We start from the raw sequence: 18,005 nt of genomic DNA, 5'->3' as shown, positions 1-18,005 counted from the left end.
CCTTTCGCTATGTTTTCTGAATAAAAGAACACCGTCAAATTCACTATAAAATATAGTATTGTATTTTATACTTTTTGTCAAGATAAATTGCCTCACCTCTTGACATATACTATAAATTATAGTACTATTATTTATACTGTGTAGCACTATGGCCTACACTACTGTAAATTATACCTGAAGAGACGAAAGGAGTTTTAACAATGAATGAACGCAACAACAAACTTGAGCTTTTGGGCAGTGCGCCTATCCCCAAAGCTCTGATGGCTCTCGGCATACCGATTATGATTGGGATGTTGATCAATGCACTCTATAATCTGGTGGATGCCTATTTTGTGGCTGGTTTGGGAAAAAGTCAAATGGGTGCTATTTCTATCGTATTTCCGTTGGGACAAGTTGTGGTTGGTTTAGGTCTTATGTTCGGTAACGGAGCCGCATCCTATCTGTCAAGACTATTAGGACGCGGAGATAAAGATACCGCCGATAAAGTGGCAAGCACCGCACTGTATAGCAGTATTCTGATTGGTGCTATTATCATTCTACTTTCTACGATTTTCCTTAAACCAATTTTGGTGATGGTGGGAGCGACGGAAACAATTATGCCGTATGCCTCGACATACGCAAGAATTTATGTGCTGTCCTGTATTTTCAATGTGTTTAATGTAACAATGAACAATATTGTAAGTAGCGAGGGTGCAGCAAAAACGACCATGTGTGCCTTGCTATTGGGAGCCGTATTGAACATCGGATTAGACCCTCTTTTCATTTATATTTTGGACATGGGAGTAGAAGGTGCAGCAATCGCCACAGCAATTTCGCAAATGGTATCCACGCTTGTTTATCTCACCTATGTCCTTCGCAAAAAAAGCGTATTTACGTTCAGCATAAAAGAGTTTTCTCCTACGAGGCAAATGATGGCGGAAATTTTAAAAATTGGAGTTCCCACTTTGGTGTTCCAGCTGCTGACAAGTCTTTCGATTGCGCTAATTAACCGCGCGTCCAGCAATTATGGCGATTCGGTCATTGCAGGTATGGGGGCGGTTACGCGAATTACTTCTATGGGAACTCTTGTTGTTTTTGGATTTCTGAAAGGGTTCCAGCCTATTGCTGGATTCAGCTATGGGGCAAAGAAGTTTGATCGCTTGCGCGAAGCAATCAAAACCTCAATCATTTGGTCTACAAGTTTCTGCTTAGTCGTAGGTTTGGTGATGGCTGTTTTTTCTATGCAGATTATCTCTCAATTTACTAAGGGAGATACTCAAATGATTTTAGTGGGTCAAAAATCACTGTTTGCAAATGGGATCACATTCATTCTTTTTGGTTTCTACACGGTTTACTCCTCTTTGTTCCTTGCCTTGGGTAAAGGTGCGGCAGGTTTCTTTTTGGGAGCATGTAGACAAGGTGTCTGCTTTGTTCCTGTCATTTTGCTGCTGCCTATGGTATGGGGAATGAACGGAATCCTATATGCCCAACCCATCGCAGATGTGATTTCCGTAGTAATCACTGTATTTATGGCGTTACACCTTCATCGGGAATTGTCTATGGCTGAAAAACAGGTTATGTCCAATTCGGAAATGTAAAGAGGCGAAGAAAAAACGTCAGCTTGCTATACGGTAGTAAAAGAAGAAAACTAAGCACAGAGGAAGATAAGATGAAGATAGAATGGATTTTATGCCCCTTTTGCGGCAGCAAAACGCGATTGAAAATTCGCGATGATACAATATTGGATAATTTTCCGTTATATTGTCCTAAATGCAAACATGAAACCCTGATTGCGGTAAGAAAACTAAATTTATCTATCATCCAAGAGCCAGACGCACAGACGCAGAGCCGATAATGCACAAGGTAAATTCACTTGTGATTATCGGCTCTTTTTTATTTTAGTATACGATAAGAGCCTGCCCCGCCCAACGGGGAAAGAAAAAACCGTTGGTTTGAGCAGGTGACTCTTTGCGCCCATTTTGAACCGGCGGTGTTTGAGAAAATCAAGGCCGCCGGTTCTTTTTGCTTATCAAAGCGTTTCATCGTCCGTATGGCGGCCACTAGGAGGATGCCGCCATGCGCCTGATATTCTATCGAACGCCTAGCTTTGAACTGTCAAAAAAAGCCTTGCTCCCGCACAGGGTCAGCAGGGCTTTTACTATGTACTATACGATGTAGATACTGCGCGTTTCGTGCTGCCATTATGCCCGGTTGGCCGTTTTCGGTCTGCTGGGCTTTTCTATTGCCGCCTGAAAAGCTGCCTGTTTCAAAAATATTTTTGGAAATTTTCAAAAAAGCGGGCAGAATCGGGTGTTTCAGGTGTCATATTAGCGGAAAGGGAAAAATCCACCCGACATCCCCACGGAAAGGGGGTGAGAAGATGGAAGCTATCCCTCGCAACGATGGCGAACAGTACCGATTCGATGCGTTCTGCAAAGCGGTGCTGCGAAATGAGGCCCGGAACTATCACCGAAACAAAAAACGCCTGCTCGACCGTGAAAAGTCATTCAGCGTTCTTTCGTTGGAAGAACTGGGGCAGCTCACGAGTGTAGACTATTATCCAAGTGAAGAATTTGTATTTTCGTCCTACGGCTGTGATCTGCACATCGACAATGAACTTGTTGCCAATGCGTTTGCCGCTCTGCCAAAGCAAGAGCAAAGCATTCTGATTCTGTTTTGTGTTCTGGAACTGGGCGATGGCGAGATTGGCGACCTCATGGGAATGTCCCGGAGTGCTGTTCAACGGCACCGGGCAAAAACGCTGAACGAGCTGCGAAAAAAGCTAAAGGCGCACTTGCCGGAGGGAGGTTAGGCGTAAATGGGCTCCTATGAACACACAAGCAGAGAGCTTTTACCGCTCTCGGTGATTCGCTCTGCCTGCGCCGGGGATACCGATGCCGTTGAACAAGTTTTGCAGCATTACAGAGGTTACATCAACAAGCTCTGTACAGGCATTCTCTATGACAAGCACGGTCAGCCTCATGTGTGCATAGACGAGTACATGAAACGCCATCTGGAAATCAAACTGATTTCCTCTATTGTGACCAGAGCCGAAACGGTCTAACCCTTTCCACGTTTCGGGACAGCACCTTGAAAAATATGCCCGCAGGACAATGGCGGTGCATCATAGGGCAAACGGATACGTTGCTGTCTGTATCGAGCCGGACGGCGGGTGCGCCACGATGCTTTTCTTTGAAAAGTGGAGCGATCACCACCCCGCCGCAATGCAAGCGCGGCTACTTGCGGGCCATGACATACAGGCAGGCTGATACTCCCTTACCGTCAAAGTCCGAGCGTTCAGAGCGTCGCAGGCAATGAGTAGGGCTGCATGAGGAATGCAGGGGTGAGATTCCCGTGGGTTGCTGCCAGCAGCCATCCGTTGGCTCATTTTTTGATTTTTAAGAAAGGGGATTTTTACGATGCAAGCGAAAAAGACAAACCCTGAAAAAACAAAAAATCCAGAGATGCTTACTCTGGATTCGACTTATCGTATTGGCAATCGCTCCTTTATCGTTGAGCCGGTGTTCAAAGAAGAAAGCTCCCAGACCTTAGGAGAAGTTCTTCTCCGGCTGATGAAATCCGAAAGCGAAAAATTATAATGACCTTTCGGGAGGCAGCGGACAGAGAAAGCGGATTGTGTTATAATACAGGTGTACAAGTGAATTTGCTATTCGACTGTCCCAAGAAAGGAGCGAGTATGAAACAGTCGAGTAACAAGAAATCCCGTGAAGCAACCGCTTTTCTCTATGAGCGTCTTTCCCGTGATGATAATTTGGAGGGCGAGAGTTACAGCATCGGCAACCAAAAGAAACTGCTCACCAAAGTTGCAAAGGAAAAAGGCTACACCAATCTAGTTCACTTTCTGGATGATGGCATTTCCGGCGTGACCATGAACCGTCCCGGTTTCGTTGAAATGATGCAGCAGCTTGAACAAGGAAAAGCCTCTGCTGTGTTCGTCAAAGACCTTTCCCGTCTGGGCCGAAACTATATTGAGGTCGGGCGGCTGACAGAAGAATTTTTCCCGGACCATGACATCCGACTTGTTGCCGTTTCGGACAACATCGACACGGCCGAGGGAGAAAACGAACTGGCACCCATCCGAAACCTGTTCAATGAGTGGTATGCCCGCGACATCAGCAAGAAACGCCGTATCAGTAATAAAATCAAAGGCAACTCCGGCGAACCGATGGGACTTCCTCCCTATGGATATATCAAGGACCCGAACAATCCCAAGCATTGGGTCATTGATGAAGAAGCTGCACAAGTTGTCCGGCGCATTTTTGATATGACGTTGGAGGGCTTCGGCACAGAACAGATTGCCACCCAGTTTGAAAAGGAAGGCATCCTGACGCCGCAGGCCTACTGGATTCAGAAAGGCATCGGCCGTCCCGGAAAGACCAAGACGCGCCCCGCCACCAAGTGGAATGGCTCCACGATTACCCATCTTCTGTATCAGCAGGAGTATTGCGGGGATATTCTGAACTTCAAAACCTACTCCAAGTCCTACAAGAACAAAAAGCGGATTCATAACGACCCGGAAAATTGGGCAGTGTTCCAAGATGTTCACGAACCCATTATTGAACGTGCCGTGTTTGAACAGGTACAGCAGAAGCGTGGAAAGATGCGCAAACGCCGTACCAGCAACGGAGAACACAATATGTTCTCCGGCCTGCTTGTCTGCGCAGACTGCGGCTGCAATCTGCACTTCCACTTCAATCAGGGCAACCCGGAAATCAAGTATTTCAACTGCTCCAACTACAAGGGCAACCGTGGTACCTGTCAATCCACCCACTACATCCGGGTAGACTTTCTGGAAGAAGTGGTGCTGGGCGAGATTCGGCGGCTGACCAAGTTTGCCAGCCTCTACGAGGACGACTTCCTGAAAGCTGTTATCGGGCACTCCCAGCAGGCGGATGAAACCGACCGCAAGCTGAAAGAAAAAGAGTTGAAAACACTTCTTGCCCGTGATGAAGAACTGGACGGCCTCTTTGAGCGCATCTATGAGGACAATGTTTCCGGCAAAATCTCTGACGAACGCTTTTCCAGAATGTCCCGGAGATATGAGGACGAGCAAAAGGAGCTGACCGAGAAAATCAAACAGCTCCGCTCCGAAATCGAAAAGCAGAGCAGCCGTACTATGACAACGGATATGTTCATCAGTCTGGTTCGCAAGTACACCAGAGCAAAAAAGCTGACACCCCGGATGCTGAATGAACTGGTGGAAAAAATCGAAGTGTTCAATGCAGAAAAGGTCAATGGTGTATGGGAGCAGCGGCTCCGCATTCACTACAACTGCGTGGGCACCATCGAGATTCCAAGCGCACTTCCTTTACCGACACCCGATGTATCGGTGAATACAAGAAAAGGCGTGGTTGTGAACTACGCCCCCTGTGATGTCGCTATTTAGCAAATAAAAAAATGACGAATGTTCTTTGACAGCTAAATGCTGTAAGAACATTCGTCATGGTGCGATGGAAGGGACTCGAACCCCCGGCCTACTGATTCGTAGGAACCGAATGGCACATTTTGTCCATTTCATCATTTGACGTTAAAACGTTATTTTAATCGAATCACCGTTATTTTGCTGTTGTTATTCTATTGCATTCTTTGCATTGCTTGCACGTCTTTGCACCTGTTATCCATCCTTGCGATGTGCAGAAAATGTGCAAAAGTGTGCAGAGCCAAAATCAGCCCGGCAAAACAGGCTGTTTCGCACAGCCCCAAAAGCTGGATTTCAACGGTATTTATCACGCATAATCTTCCAGTTTTGTCCCGACAACAATCTCACATAACACATCGGTTCTATGGCAGGGTTTAGGACATCCGAACAGACACCATTTGATATAGAAATGAGGTTCACCATGAATAAACTGCTTTCCTGCCGCTACAATATGGACACCAACCGGGTGGAAGCCCGGTTCGCAGATGGCACCACTCTTGCCATCGACTGCATCGCCGTCGAGGATGAGTACGGCAACACCCCGGCACAGCGGGCAGAGCTGGACTGGCTGCTCTACAACAAGCCCTTGGAGTATGCACAGATGGTGCTGAGAGGGGAGATGGAGCGTTATCTGTCGCTTGGCTGCGACCACGGCAGACCGGAAGATTAAGCCCTTATAAAGAACACGATGCCCACCGACCTATGGTTTTCGCCATAAGCTGGTGGGCATCTGTTGTTCTGGCTTATAATTCACTGATGGTTGCAGTAATGGGCTGCATGAGGATTCGCCTGACCGGGTTATATACTGCCAGCACCACAGCCGCCAGCACGACTGCGACAATCACGGCAAGACAGCCCCACGGCATCTGCCACGCTGCACCGAAATAATGGGTGATGAGCAGGATATACAGCTTCCGATTCAGCACAAGACCCAGCGCAATGCCCACCACAAGACCGGACACCGCATAGGTGCCAGCTTCGGCAGAGATCATGCGTTTCAGCTGTGCATCATCCATCCCGATGGCACGCAGGATGCCATACTGCTTCATTCGTGCCGACACGCTCATGGAAATGCTGTTGATGATGTTCAGAATGGTGATTCCTGCAATCACGATGAGAAACGCATAGACCACCAGATGGAACGCCCAGTAGGTGCTTTGTATCATCCGATTTCCTTCGATTCGGTTGGAAAAAACAACCTGCTTGTTTAACGTGTCGCTCAGCAGGGTGTGTATTTGTGCAATGGCTGCGTCTGCTGTGGTATCTTTTAGTTGAATATCGATCACCGCATAGCGGTTTTGCCCGGTCAGCTGATGGAAGGTTTCTTCGGTGCAGATAACAATCGGGGAATCGGTACTACTGAACGGGCTGTCGTTCAATACACCCACAACTGTGAGCTTTGCATCCTCCAGCTGAATGGTATCACCCACGGTCAGGGAGTTGCTTTTGTCGAATACCGTCAGCACAGGGTATGTGCCATCCTCCGGCTCCTGCGGAAGGGTTCCGCCAATCAGGTCTTTTTTCGCCCAGCCAAACTGTATCGTATCGTATGAAATCAGGTCGATGGACCCCTGTTTTCCCTGATATTCCGCCGGGAGCGGGCAATACATCCGCCCGAATGCGTGTTTGACTTCCGGCAGAGCTTCCAGCTGCTCCACCAGCACCGGGTCAAGGACATTTTGCCCGGATGTTTCAGCCACCGATAAGTCCGGTGCGTAGGACTGCAACGGATTCAGCGCAAATCCAACCCATCGAAGCAAAACCGAAAAGCTCAAAAACAGGAGAATGCTTAACGCAAAGGAACCTGTCATCAGAAGCAAGTTCTTTTTGGATGAGATTGCATGGCTCACGCCCAAAGAAAGCTCTGCACGACTTCCAAACAACCGAGCATGACACGGAGAAGCCGCTGCATTTTCCACCGCATTCCCAGTTGCTGCTGTGATCGGAGAAGCTTTTGCCGCCCGCCGTGCCGGAGAAGATGCCGCGAACCAAACCGTGATAAGTCCCAGCGCGGAACCACAGATAATACCGACCGGGCTGATGCCAAGCACTGGTAAAGAGCTGAACTCCTCGCCGATAAATCTACGCAGAAAGGAACACAATCCCCATGTGGAAACGATTCCCAGCACACATCCTGCTGGAACAGCAGTTTTACACCAGAAAAGAGCTTCCAGCCGGACAAGCATCCGAACCTGATTTTTTCCTGCCCCAAGACAACGCAGCATTCCATAATAGCTGGTACGCTGCGCTACATTGCTGTTGATGCTGCCTGTGATCATAAAAATTCCGGCAAGGACGACCATGCCAGCCAACACAGCCGCTACCGCATATAAGCCTACAATATAATCGTTGTTGCTGCTTGCGTTCAACGCCATCAGGTAAGTATTTTCGGAGATTTTTTCTTCTGAAATTCCGTACTTGTTTTCGATGTTCACAATGGACTGCCGCAAATTGGTACGTGGCTTGAACTGGATGAAATACTGTGTTTCAAAGGATTCTTCTACCTGTGCGGCAATCTGAGAAAATGTACTGCGGTTCATCACCAGCACAACAGCATCATACTGGTTCGCATCGGAGGTATCCTCATTGAAACCTGCGACAGTAAGCGAAATGGTCTGTCCATCCGGGAGCGTCAGCGGAATCGCTGTACCGACCGTAACATCCAGCCAATCCCGGATGTTTGCTGTCACGAGCACTTCGCCATCCGCCGGGGCAATGCTGCACTGCATTCCCGGAAAGATTTGAAGGATTGCATCATCTGCTCCTACCAGTGCGGCACGTTTATCTCCGGCAAAGTAGTTTTCCGTAAGGGAAGCGTTGATGTCGCTATACGCCGAAAATGCAGCAACATCCTCCTGTGCGGCAAGCTCTGCGGCTGTTTCAGGGGAGATATCCTTTACCATGATATGCCAGTTTCCGTTTTTGTTCAGCTGGTTTGAGGTTTCCATCCGAATCGCCATATCTGCCATACTGAACACCGCCGTGACCAGAAACACCGCAAGGACGATGCACAAAATCGTCATGCGGTTCTGCCGTCTGCGTACCTTGGCAGAAATCGGGATCAGGCTCAGATAGCTTTTCATTTCTGTGCTGCTCATTCCCGGCACCTCCCAAAATCGGTCAGGCAGCCGTCCGATACCTGCAACACCCGGTCTGCCGTCTGCGCAATGCTGCGGTTGTGGGTGATCATCAGGATGGTCTGCTCGTATTTCCGGGATGTTTCTTTTAGCAGGGCAATGACCTCGCTGGTGTTCTGGGTGTCCAGATTGCCGGTCGGCTCATCCGCCAAAATCAGGGAAGGGCGGGTCATCAGGGCGCGGCCAATGGCTACCCGTTGCTGCTGCCCACCGGAAAGCTGACTTGGCAGATGCTTCCGACGGTCTTTCAGATTCAGCACGGTCAGCAGTTCTTCCAGATATGCCCTGTCCGGCTTTTGGTAGTCCAGCAGCACCGGGAACAGGATGTTCTGTTCTACGGTCAGTTCCGGGATGAGGTTGAATGCCTGAAAGATAAAACCGATATTGCGGCGGCGGAAGATCGTCAGCTCCCGGTCTTTCATGGCAAAAACATCCTTGCCATCAATCAGCACCTTGCCGGAAGTCGGCGTATCCAGTCCACCAATCAGGTTGAGCAGGGTGCTTTTGCCGGAGCCGGATTCGCCAACGACCGCCACATATTCGCCTTTCGGCACTGAAAAGCGAACATCTTTCAGCGCATGGACAGCGGTTTCTCCGCTGCCGTAGGTCTTGCAGAGATGGTTGACTTCTAATAGTTCCATAGTGTATCCCTCACTTTGCAGGTTCCTTCGATTCAGACGGATGATCTCTGTCTGTGCAGAAAAGGATAGCACGTCAACCTTACTGCAAGCCTACACGCAGCCTACAATTTTGTAGGAATCGGAAAATTCAGAGTAAAGGTCGTGCCCTTTCCCAGCTCGCTGTCTACTTCAATGGTGCCGTGATGGGCTTCCACAACGGCTTTTGCCAGCGGCAGACCCAGCCCGATGCCCTGTGTATCCTGTGAAAAGCGGCTGCGATAAAACCGTTTGAAGATATGGTACAAATCTTCCGGGTGGATGCCACTGCCGTTGTCGCGCACTTTGATCTGAACCATGGACGGCAGTGCATTCCACTCTACCTGAATCGTATCTCCGCTCTTTGTGTGGTCAAGGGCATTCTTTACAAGATTGTCCACAGCTTCCTGCATCCAGTCACGGTCGCACCAAAGTGTAACCGCCTCTGAGCCGGACAGAATAAGCTTTTTCTGTTCCTGCTTGGCACGATAGTGATACTGCCGCGCGATATCCTGCACCATTTCAGCAACATTTTCGTTTTTCTTCTCCAAGACGACCGAACCGGCATCCAGCCGGGTGATTTTGAGCAGATTCTGCACCAGCGTTTCGATGCGGTCCAACTCCTGTTCGGACAGGTCTGCAAACTCTTTGACCTCCGACGGCGAAACAGCTTCGTCCTGAAGCAGACCGTTGTAGATATTCAACGCCGCCAGCGGTGTTTTGAGCTGGTGCGAAATATCTGCAATGGTATTTTTCAAAAAACGCTTCTCCCGTTGCTCGTTGTCTGCGTGTGCGCTCAGAACTGCCGCCAATGCATTAACGGAGTGAAACAGACGGTAAAATTCTCCCTCCCGGTCGCAGTCCAGTCGTGCATCCGGGTTGCCATCCAGACAGCTTTGGATTTGCTGAACTGCCTGTTCCAGAAGCGCGCTCTGCCTTTGGAAATAGCGAAAAAGCACGCCCCAGAGACAGCCGCCCAACAGAAGAAAAACCAACAGTAACGCGAAAGAAAATACATGCGTCGTATGCCATACGATGCCCTGCGTGAGAGCCAATGCCACCGCCCAGACCGCCAGCACGGCTTGGAACAAATTTCGGATCTCCCGGTTTGCGAATACTTTCATACGGCACCTTTACCCATTCCATTTATAGCCCATGCCGCGGACAGTCAGCAGCATCTGCGGTTTGCCGGGGTCGTCCTCGATCTTCATCCGCAGCCGCCGGATATACACTGTTAAGGCACTGCTGTCAATGTAATCCCCATCGCAGTCCCACAGTGCATCCAGAATTTGTTCCTTGGATAGCACAGCATTCGGATGCTGCATAAAGAAGCAGAGCAGCTTGTACTCTGCGCCGGTCAGTTCCAGCAAGATTCCGTTTTTGTATGCCTGCCCCTGCAACAGCCGGACGGTGATGCTGCCCGATTCCAGTACGGGTTCTCCTGCGCTGGACGCATTTGCACGGCGAAGCAGTGCATTGACCCGCGACAACAGGACACCCAGCTTGAACGGCTTGGTCAGGTAATCATCCCCGCCCAGTTCCAGTCCCATGATGATATTCATTTCCTCATCCGAAGCAGTCAGGAACAGAATCGGCACGTTGGATGTGCGCCGCACCTTCTGGCAGAAATCGAAGCCAGAGCCATCCGGCAGGGAAACATCCAGCACCAGCAGGTCATATTTTCTGTCTGACCACAGCGCCTCGGCTTCTGCCAGCGTCCGGGCTGTATCCAGTGCAAAGCCCTGTTTCTTAAATGCAAAGGTCAGCCCACTGATCAGGCTCAGATCATCTTCCAAAAGGAACAGTTTTCTCATGATTCCCTCTCTTTTCTGCGTTTTGTGTGTCCTACAGGTTCAAAAGCATTATAAGTTTTTTCTGCGAACATTACAATGTGCGAAACGGAAATTGTTTCTTGCCGTGTGTTAAATATAAGTCCTACTATCACCGCTTTACTGCAATAAAACTTGCAAAACCATCTTGACGCGCTCCGCAATCCATGATACTCTTTATCGCAAATCCCACCAATTTTGTAGAAAAGTACAGAGCGGCGAGGATTTATTCCCCATGAAGATTTTTACCGCCCCGCAACACACCCGATCTATTTTGCCGCCGTTTCACCCGACAAAATCATCGCTGCGCTGCGTGGGCGGTATTTTTCTTTTTCACAAATAAAATCTTATGTAGTTGTTCAATCTTCCAAAATTTGTTTTTGGTTGTTGACTGTACAACCGTAAAGTGTTATTCTTGTGCTTGAAAGAAGCAGGTTGTAGTGTCCGCACTGCGTCCGGCTTTCTTCATACTGTACCTTGAATCCTACATAAGCCGTCTGAACGAGATACTGCGCCATGACCTCACGCTTTCTGTGGGCGAGCCGGACAACGCCGCTGCAAAACAGGGGTAGGAACTGCGTTCGGTGTGAACGGTGACCATGAGCAGGGGCTTTGCCTTTTCACACGTTTTGCTCTGCAAAATTTTCAACGTGCATTGCGGTTCGACTTCTGAAATTTTCAGTGTTGCACGGAAAGGGCGAAAGCAAGTATCGACCTGTGGCCACAAATTTTCAATGCTTGAAAAATTGCTGTCCACTCAGTCATCCTTGTTGGGGAGTGCCTTCCCCAAACCCTGCTCTAGCTTCGCACCGTTGGTGCGAAAGCGGCGTGTCGCATTACATAGCCCTCTCCATCCCGGAGTGGGCATTTATCATTTTCACAGGAGGTCGAATATGACTGAAATGAAAAGTCCGAACGTACACGCAAAGAAGAACCGCAATGACACGCCGCGAAAACGAAAGACACACATCATCAAAGTCCGAGTGACCGCAGAAGAAAAACTGCGGATCGCATACGCCTGCAAAGAACTCCACCTCACCCAGTCCGAACTCGTCCGCCGTGTCCTGTACGGCGTAAACGTCAAGCACACCGTTGTGGTGGCGCAGGGCGGCGAGGATGCACTGGCGGCGCTTGCCGCCTTGTCTGCTCAGTGCAGCAAGGTGGGAAGCAACCTCAACCAGCTTGCACGGCACTTCAACTCCGGCGGCAAAGACACCGAGCAGCTCCGGGCGCAAATTCTGGAGGAACTGTCCGCACTCACGAACTTTCGGCTGAAAGCCGAAGAAACGGTTGGTGAACTGTATGGCAACCATCAAGCATTTAAGCTCGAAGAACTCTAACTATGCCGCCGCCGAAAGTTATCTCACCTTTCAGCACAACGAGTACACCGGTCTGCCCATTCTGGACGAGAAGGGCAGACCCAAGCTGCGGGATTCGTACCTGCTCGACACCCTTGAGTGCGGCGAATCCTCGTTTGCTATGGCCTGCCTGATTGCCAACCGCAAGTACGGCAAGAACGGCGGGCGGGAGGACGTGAAGACCCATCACTACATTGTGAGCTTCGACCCGAAGGACGCAGTAGAGAACGGCCTGACCATGGAGAAGGCACAAGCCCTTGGCTTGCAGTTCTGCAAGGACAACTTCCCCGGTCATCCCGCCATCGTCTGCACCCACCCGGACGGTCACAACAGTGCCGGGAATATCCACGTCCACATCGTCATCGGCAGCTTGCGCGTCCGCACCGTGGAACGGCAACCCTTCATGGACAAGCCGTGCGACTGGGAAGCGGGCAAGAAGCACCGCTGCACCTCTGCCATGCTCCGGCACCTCCGTGTCGCTGTCATGGAGATGTGCAAGCAAGCCGATCTGAACCAGATCAATTTGCTGGAAGCCCAAGGCGACCATGTTTCGGAGCGCGAGTATTGGGCGCAGCGGCGCGGACAACGCCGCCTCGACCATGCCAACGCCAAACTTGCCGCCGAAGGGCAGCAGCCCACCCAGACCGTCTACCAGACCGAGCTGGACAAGCTGCGAAAGCAGATCTACGCTGTGCTGAACAAGACCACCACCTTCGAGGAATTTTCTGCATTGCTCATGCAGGAACACGGCATCGCCGTGAAAGAGAGCCGAGGGCGGTTGAGCTACTGCCCGCCCGGTCGGACAAAGTTCATCACCGCCAAGAAACTGAGCAAGAAGCTGGAAAAGGAACAGGTGCTGACCGCCCTCTCCCAGAACATCCAGCTTGCCGCCATCATCCAGCCCAGCAGCGAGAAGAAGCCGGATAAGATCAGGAAACTGGTTGACATTCAGGCGAACATTGCTGCGGGCAAGGGCATCGGCTATGAGCGTTGGGCGAAAAAGTTCAACCTCAAACGCTGGTCGCAGACCCTGTGTCTCTTGCAGGAGAAAAAGCTACTCAGCGAAGATGCCCTGCACCAGCGCATTGCCGAACTGCAAACCCAGCACGACGATGCACTGGCGGTGGTCAAAGACTTGGATGCCCGCATGGTCTCCCTCAAGGAGCTGCGCGGGCATCTTGTGGTCTATCGGCAGTACAAGCCTCTTGCACAGAAGCTCCAGACTGTGCGGAACTCCGCCAAGTTCAAGGAGCAGCACCGTGCAGAGCTTGCCGTGTACGAGGCCGCTTGCGCCTATTTCAAGGCCAACGGGCTCAGGACACTGCCGGACCTCAAAAAGCTGGATGCCGAATATCAGACCCTTTCCTCGGAGAAAAACGGGTTCTACACCCGCTACAAGAAAGCGCAGATCGAACTGCGTGAACTCCGCACCGCACAACAGAACGTGGAAGCCTTCTTCCGCAAGGAAGAGCGCAACCACGCCGTACCGCAGCAGGAGGTCAAATGAACAACACTCTGACGGATCGATGTGTGAATAAACCCAACCTCACCCACGCCCCTCACCGGGCTTCGTCCTTTCGCCTGTACCCCGCCCATTGGGACGGAGGGTAGCACCTCTGTCTTTTCGGACGTAAAGAACGCCATCTCGACCCGGCAGGCAGCGGAGCTGTACGGCTTCGCCGTAAACCGGAACGGTATGATGTGCTGCCCCTTCCACGGGGATAAACACCCCAGCATGAAGGTGGACAGCCGTTTCCACTGTTTCGCCTGTCAGGTAGATGGCGATGTGATCGATTTTGTCGGCAGACTTTTTCAACTTTCTCCCTACAAGGCTGTGGAAAAGTTGAAGGAGGACTTTGGCATGGCACTTGCCGACGGCAAGGTGCGGCTTGCTCCCCGCAGACCGCCCACCGTTCGGCAGCAGCTGCTGGACTATTACCGCTGTCTGCAGCGTTGGCGGGTCCGATATGCACCGCAGTCACCCACAGAAGAACTTCACCCCTGCTTTCTTGAAGCGATAAAGAACCTTGACATCGTTGAATATTATCTGGACTGTTCGGTGCTCCCGGACCCGCAGACCGAAAACGAGCTACGGAAGTATTGGGAGGGATTGCATGAGCGACTGGAAAAAGAGGAACGAAGATTGGCGTGATGAGGACGAACTGGAAGAAGAGGAAGAATGTGAATGCCCTTGGGTAGACAGTAAGGGCAAAGTGCGTGAAACCGCTTACTGCCAGTACCTTTTAGAGAAACACCCCATGATGTGCCTGAAACAGAAGCTGTTCGACCAGAACGGCGAGGTAGACGAGGACGCACTGCTCTACGAAGTCCACAGCGACCTCCGTGACTTTGTGCTCGACAACCTTGCCAAGAAGGAGAAGCAGGTTCTGGACGCACTCCGTATCGAAACCTATACCCCTGAATGGAAACCCCAGCTTGACCGCATCCATCTCCAGAACGGAACCTACTTTCTGGACGAGCGGGGATTTGTGCCGGAAAAGGAACTCTGCCTGAACCGGCTCCCCGTGGAATACCAGCCCGATGCCCCCGCACCGACCAAGTGGCTGGAATTTCTGGACGGTCTGCTCATCCCGGAGGACATTCTGACCTTGCAGGAATACCTCGGCTATCTTCTGATCCCGTCTACCAAGGCGCAGAAGATGCTGGTCATGACCGGCAAGGGCGGCGAGGGAAAATCCCGCATCGGCTTGCTGCTGAAGAAGCTGTTCGGGGAAGCCTCTCACTCCGAATCCATCCTCCGCATCGAAACGAACCGCTTTGCCAGTGCAAATCTGGAGTACAAGCTGGTCATGGTCGATGACGACCTGAACATGGTGGCTTTGCCCGAAACCCGGAACATCAAGTCCATCGTCACCGCCGAGGATCGTTTGTGCATCGAGCGGAAGAACAAGCAGGCTGTCCAAGGTCTGCTGTACGTTCGTTTCATCTGCTTCGGCAATGGCAACCTTGTGGCCGCTCACGATGACAGCGACGGCTTCTGGCGCAGACAGATCCTCATCACGGTGAAAGACCGTGACCCTGCCCGAGTGGATAATCCCTTCCTCATCGAAGAGTTATCCGAGGAGCGTCCCGGCATCCTGCTGTGGATGCTGGAGGGGTTACACCGTCTGCTGGCAAACCGCTATCAGTTCACCATCAGCGAGCGTTCCATCCAGAACCTCGAAGCAGCCATGGCGGACAGCGATAACCTGACCCAGTTCATGCAGGCCAGTGCGTATGTCCGCTTCAAGCCCGACACCGAGGAACGCTCCACCTATCTCTACCGCGCCTACACCAAGTGGTGCGAGGATAATCTGGAATCGCCTGTTCCGCAAAAGAAGTTCAGCCAGTTCCTGCTGAAAAATGCAGGGAAGTATGGCCTGACCTTTTCCAAGCACATCGAGGGAAAGTACCGCGGCTTCCGGGGCGTATGCGTCCACCCCGCCTTTGCTGCGGCATAAAACACACGAAAAGTGAAATTCTCCCGCCCCACGCGCCCTAAATCAGTGGTTTCGACTTGTTATCGCTGTTTTCTTAGGGCGCGTATCGCCCTTTCGGGCGGATGCGGGGCGGCAACACGCCCTTCGGGGCGGGAGAGAAGGCAAGATGCGCCCCAAAAGGGCGCATACAATTCAGCCATGCGCCCTGTAAAATCAGCACAGGAAGGTACTTTTGTGTGGTTTGGGGCGCGTGGGGCGCGTAAATTCAAGTTCTCGCACTTTTTTGGGCTGCTGCTTCGGGTCAGGAGCGGCAGGCCCTTACATATTTACCGGCCCACAAGGGTGCAGCTCAACCGGAGCTGCACCGGGTCTGGAGAAGTGCAAAGGAGACATGCCTATGACGAATGTCCGCAAAAATTCCGCCAAACTGACCCGTGAGGACTTGAAAATCGCGCCCGAATCCCCTACAATGAAATTGTCCGAAAACCCTGCCGTAGAACCTTCTGATCAGACCAGAAAAACCGTCCGACACGCCCCGCTCGTTTACCGGGTGGAAGAGATTGCCCAACTGTTGGCGATCTCCAACCGTGCTGCGTACAATCTGTGCAACACCACGAAAGATTTCAAGGTGATCCGCCTTGGTACCAGCATCCGGGTAAGCAAGCAGAGCTTCGATGATTGGTTTGCAGCGGTCTGAGGGAGGGAACATCTATGGCATCTATTATGAAACGTGGCAACACGTATTCCGTCCGATACAACTACAAAGATCATGCTGGCAAGCCCTGCAAGGGCTGGGAAACCTTCAAGACCAAGGCCGAAGCGCAGGAGCGCAAGATCACGGTGGAGAAGGAACTGCTGGATGGCACCTTCCTCGTGCCCGACACCATGACGGTCGAGGAGATGCTGTACAAGTGGATCCCCATTCAGTCCAGCAAACACAAGTGGTCTCCCAAGACCTACACCCAATCTGTGGCGATGGTGCAGAACCTCATCGTGCCGTATATCGGAAAGCGGAAGGTGCAAGACCTCCGCACCTACGACATTGAGCAGTTCTACGCCACCCTGAGCCAGACCCCTTGCGGCCAGTACGTTCACGGCGAAAAGCAGGAGCTGACAGAAAATCAGAAGAAACGGCTGTTATCCAGCACGTCCATTCACGAAGTCCACACGCTCCTGAAGACCGCCTTTTCGTATGCCGTTGACTGGGATCTGATCCACAAGTCACCTACTCCCCGTGAAGCCCCCAAGATCAACACCGAAGAACGCACCATCTGGGATGAGCGCACCATGTTGGCGGCGCTGCAGACCATCGAAAACCCCGCCCTGCATCTGGCGGTGCACATGAGCATGATCCTCTCCTTGCGAGAGGGTGAGATCCTCGGCTTGCAGCCGGGAGACCTCGACTTTGATGCAGCAGACGGACGGGGAACCATCTCAGTGAACAAAGCCCTGCAGCGTGCCGACAAGGTCGCCTTGTCCAAGATTGATCCTACCCAGATCTACCACACCTTCCCGGACAGACGGGAGGGGAGCAAGTCCTCGCTGATCCTCAAGCGGACTAAGACCAAAAAGTCCAACCGCATCCTGTACATGACCAAGCCCTTGAAAGAGGAGCTTCTGGCATGGCTGGAAAAGATGAAGCAGGACGAGCAGAGCGCCCCGGAAAAGTACAGCAACTGCGGTCAGCTGTTCCGCTTACCAGACGGCTTACCCATTGCCCCGGACGTTCTGACCAAGTGGTATCGTATGTGGCGGGCAGAGCACCCGGAGTTTGAGAAGATCGTGTTCCACGGTCTGCGCCACTCCAGTGCCACCTACCAGCTGCTGCAATCTGGCGGTGACTTCAAATCGGTGCAGGGCAACACCGGCCATGCAACCGCCACCGTCCTAATGGACACCTACGCCCACACGCAGGACAAACCCCGGTTGGAGTTAACCGAGAAGATCGAAGCCGACTTCTACACGCAGGATGTGGCAGGTGCAAAGCCGCAGGAACCCCCGGAAAACAAAACGCCGGTGGCAACAAAAATCACGGGTAAAATGATCCTTGAAGCCATCCGGCAGATGGACGCAGAGGAGCGCCGCGAGCTGACGCGGGTGCTCTTCGCGTAAAAATTTGCGTTTGCGAAGCAATGAAAGCCCCAGTGGGGCTTTTAAGCAACAAAG

The 18,005-nt window shown here is 51.6% G+C and carries 17 protein-coding genes; 13 read left to right on the top strand and 4 right to left on the bottom strand.

Annotation, left to right across the window (positions count from 1 at the left end; genetic code table 11):
* Nucleotides 1-200 precede the first annotated feature (200 nt).
* The 7 genes from MTP42_RS00275 to MTP42_RS00245 all read left to right on the top strand — a co-directional run bounded on the left by MTP42_RS00275 (nucleotide 201) and on the right by MTP42_RS00245 (nucleotide 6,089).
* Entirely contained in the window at nucleotides 201-1,577 is a 1,377-nt protein-coding gene (locus MTP42_RS00275; protein WP_097793624.1) for an MATE family efflux transporter, read from the top strand.
* A gap of 71 nt (nucleotides 1,578-1,648) precedes the next feature.
* On the top strand, nucleotides 1,649-1,834 hold the full coding sequence (locus tag MTP42_RS00270; RefSeq protein WP_097800017.1) for a cysteine-rich KTR domain-containing protein: 186 nt from the start codon (nucleotides 1,649-1,651) through the stop codon (nucleotides 1,832-1,834).
* A 525-nt stretch (nucleotides 1,835-2,359) separates the two neighbouring features.
* A complete protein-coding gene (locus tag MTP42_RS00265; RefSeq protein WP_156071707.1) occupies nucleotides 2,360-2,791 on the top strand; it encodes a sigma-70 family RNA polymerase sigma factor in 432 nt (143 codons plus the stop codon).
* 6 nt (nucleotides 2,792-2,797) lie between these two features.
* The gene (locus MTP42_RS00260) at nucleotides 2,798-3,043 is read left to right on the top strand and encodes a helix-turn-helix domain-containing protein (RefSeq protein ID WP_015536579.1); all 246 of its coding nucleotides are present in this window, start codon (nucleotides 2,798-2,800) and stop codon (nucleotides 3,041-3,043) included.
* Between the two features lie 355 nt (nucleotides 3,044-3,398).
* Nucleotides 3,399-3,578, top strand: coding sequence for a hypothetical protein (locus tag MTP42_RS00255; RefSeq protein WP_005927535.1), 180 nt, complete (start codon nucleotides 3,399-3,401; stop codon nucleotides 3,576-3,578).
* Nucleotides 3,579-3,676: 98 nt separating this feature from the next.
* Nucleotides 3,677-5,386 (top strand): recombinase family protein, encoded by a 1,710-nt coding sequence (locus tag MTP42_RS00250; protein WP_249257693.1) that lies wholly within the window; start codon nucleotides 3,677-3,679, stop codon nucleotides 5,384-5,386.
* A 454-nt stretch (nucleotides 5,387-5,840) separates the two neighbouring features.
* On the top strand, nucleotides 5,841-6,089 hold the full coding sequence (locus MTP42_RS00245) for a DUF6061 family protein (RefSeq protein WP_249257692.1): 249 nt from the start codon (nucleotides 5,841-5,843) through the stop codon (nucleotides 6,087-6,089).
* Between the two features lie 73 nt (nucleotides 6,090-6,162).
* On the opposite strand, the gene MTP42_RS00240 is transcribed toward MTP42_RS00245, so the two are convergent.
* The 4 genes from MTP42_RS00240 to MTP42_RS00225 all read right to left on the bottom strand — a co-directional run bounded on the left by MTP42_RS00240 (nucleotide 6,163) and on the right by MTP42_RS00225 (nucleotide 11,026).
* Nucleotides 6,163-8,517 (bottom strand): ABC transporter permease, encoded by a 2,355-nt coding sequence (locus MTP42_RS00240; RefSeq protein ID WP_249257691.1) that lies wholly within the window; start codon nucleotides 8,515-8,517, stop codon nucleotides 6,163-6,165.
* Entirely contained in the window at nucleotides 8,514-9,197 is a 684-nt protein-coding gene (locus MTP42_RS00235) for an ABC transporter ATP-binding protein (RefSeq protein ID WP_112091974.1), read from the bottom strand. Before MTP42_RS00235 ends, MTP42_RS00240 begins: the two co-directional genes overlap by 4 nt.
* A gap of 101 nt (nucleotides 9,198-9,298) precedes the next feature.
* Nucleotides 9,299-10,336, bottom strand: a complete 1,038-nt coding sequence (locus MTP42_RS00230; RefSeq protein ID WP_249257690.1) for a sensor histidine kinase — start codon at nucleotides 10,334-10,336, stop codon at nucleotides 9,299-9,301.
* A gap of 9 nt (nucleotides 10,337-10,345) precedes the next feature.
* Nucleotides 10,346-11,026, bottom strand: a complete 681-nt coding sequence (locus MTP42_RS00225; RefSeq protein WP_249257689.1) for a response regulator transcription factor — start codon at nucleotides 11,024-11,026, stop codon at nucleotides 10,346-10,348.
* 908 nt (nucleotides 11,027-11,934) lie between these two features.
* Here MTP42_RS00225 and MTP42_RS00220 point away from each other — a divergent pair.
* The 6 genes from MTP42_RS00220 (at nucleotide 11,935) to MTP42_RS00195 (ending at nucleotide 17,951) form a co-directional block, all read left to right on the top strand.
* A complete protein-coding gene (locus tag MTP42_RS00220) occupies nucleotides 11,935-12,381 on the top strand; it encodes a plasmid mobilization protein (RefSeq protein WP_177802469.1) in 447 nt (148 codons plus the stop codon).
* Entirely contained in the window at nucleotides 12,344-13,906 is a 1,563-nt protein-coding gene (locus MTP42_RS00215; protein WP_249257688.1) for a relaxase/mobilization nuclease domain-containing protein, read from the top strand. The genes MTP42_RS00220 and MTP42_RS00215 overlap by 38 nt, the downstream gene beginning before the upstream one ends.
* A gap of 189 nt (nucleotides 13,907-14,095) precedes the next feature.
* Nucleotides 14,096-14,551, top strand: coding sequence for a CHC2 zinc finger domain-containing protein (locus tag MTP42_RS00210; protein WP_249257687.1), 456 nt, complete (start codon nucleotides 14,096-14,098; stop codon nucleotides 14,549-14,551).
* On the top strand, nucleotides 14,514-15,860 hold the full coding sequence (locus tag MTP42_RS00205; RefSeq protein WP_112092014.1) for a DNA primase family protein: 1,347 nt from the start codon (nucleotides 14,514-14,516) through the stop codon (nucleotides 15,858-15,860). Before MTP42_RS00210 ends, MTP42_RS00205 begins: the two co-directional genes overlap by 38 nt.
* A 370-nt stretch (nucleotides 15,861-16,230) precedes the next feature.
* Entirely contained in the window at nucleotides 16,231-16,536 is a 306-nt protein-coding gene (locus tag MTP42_RS00200) for a helix-turn-helix domain-containing protein (protein WP_154265843.1), read from the top strand.
* A gap of 14 nt (nucleotides 16,537-16,550) precedes the next feature.
* Nucleotides 16,551-17,951, top strand: coding sequence for a site-specific integrase (locus MTP42_RS00195; protein WP_156062345.1), 1,401 nt, complete (start codon nucleotides 16,551-16,553; stop codon nucleotides 17,949-17,951).
* Nucleotides 17,952-18,005 lie beyond the last annotated feature (54 nt).

It is taken from the genome of Faecalibacterium sp. I2-3-92 (assembly GCF_023347315.1).
In the GTDB taxonomy this organism is placed as follows: Bacteria; Bacillota; Clostridia; order Oscillospirales; family Ruminococcaceae; genus Faecalibacterium; species Faecalibacterium duncaniae.
Note: the sequence above shows the minus strand (reverse complement) of the source record. Positions and strands in the feature narration are given on the sequence as shown.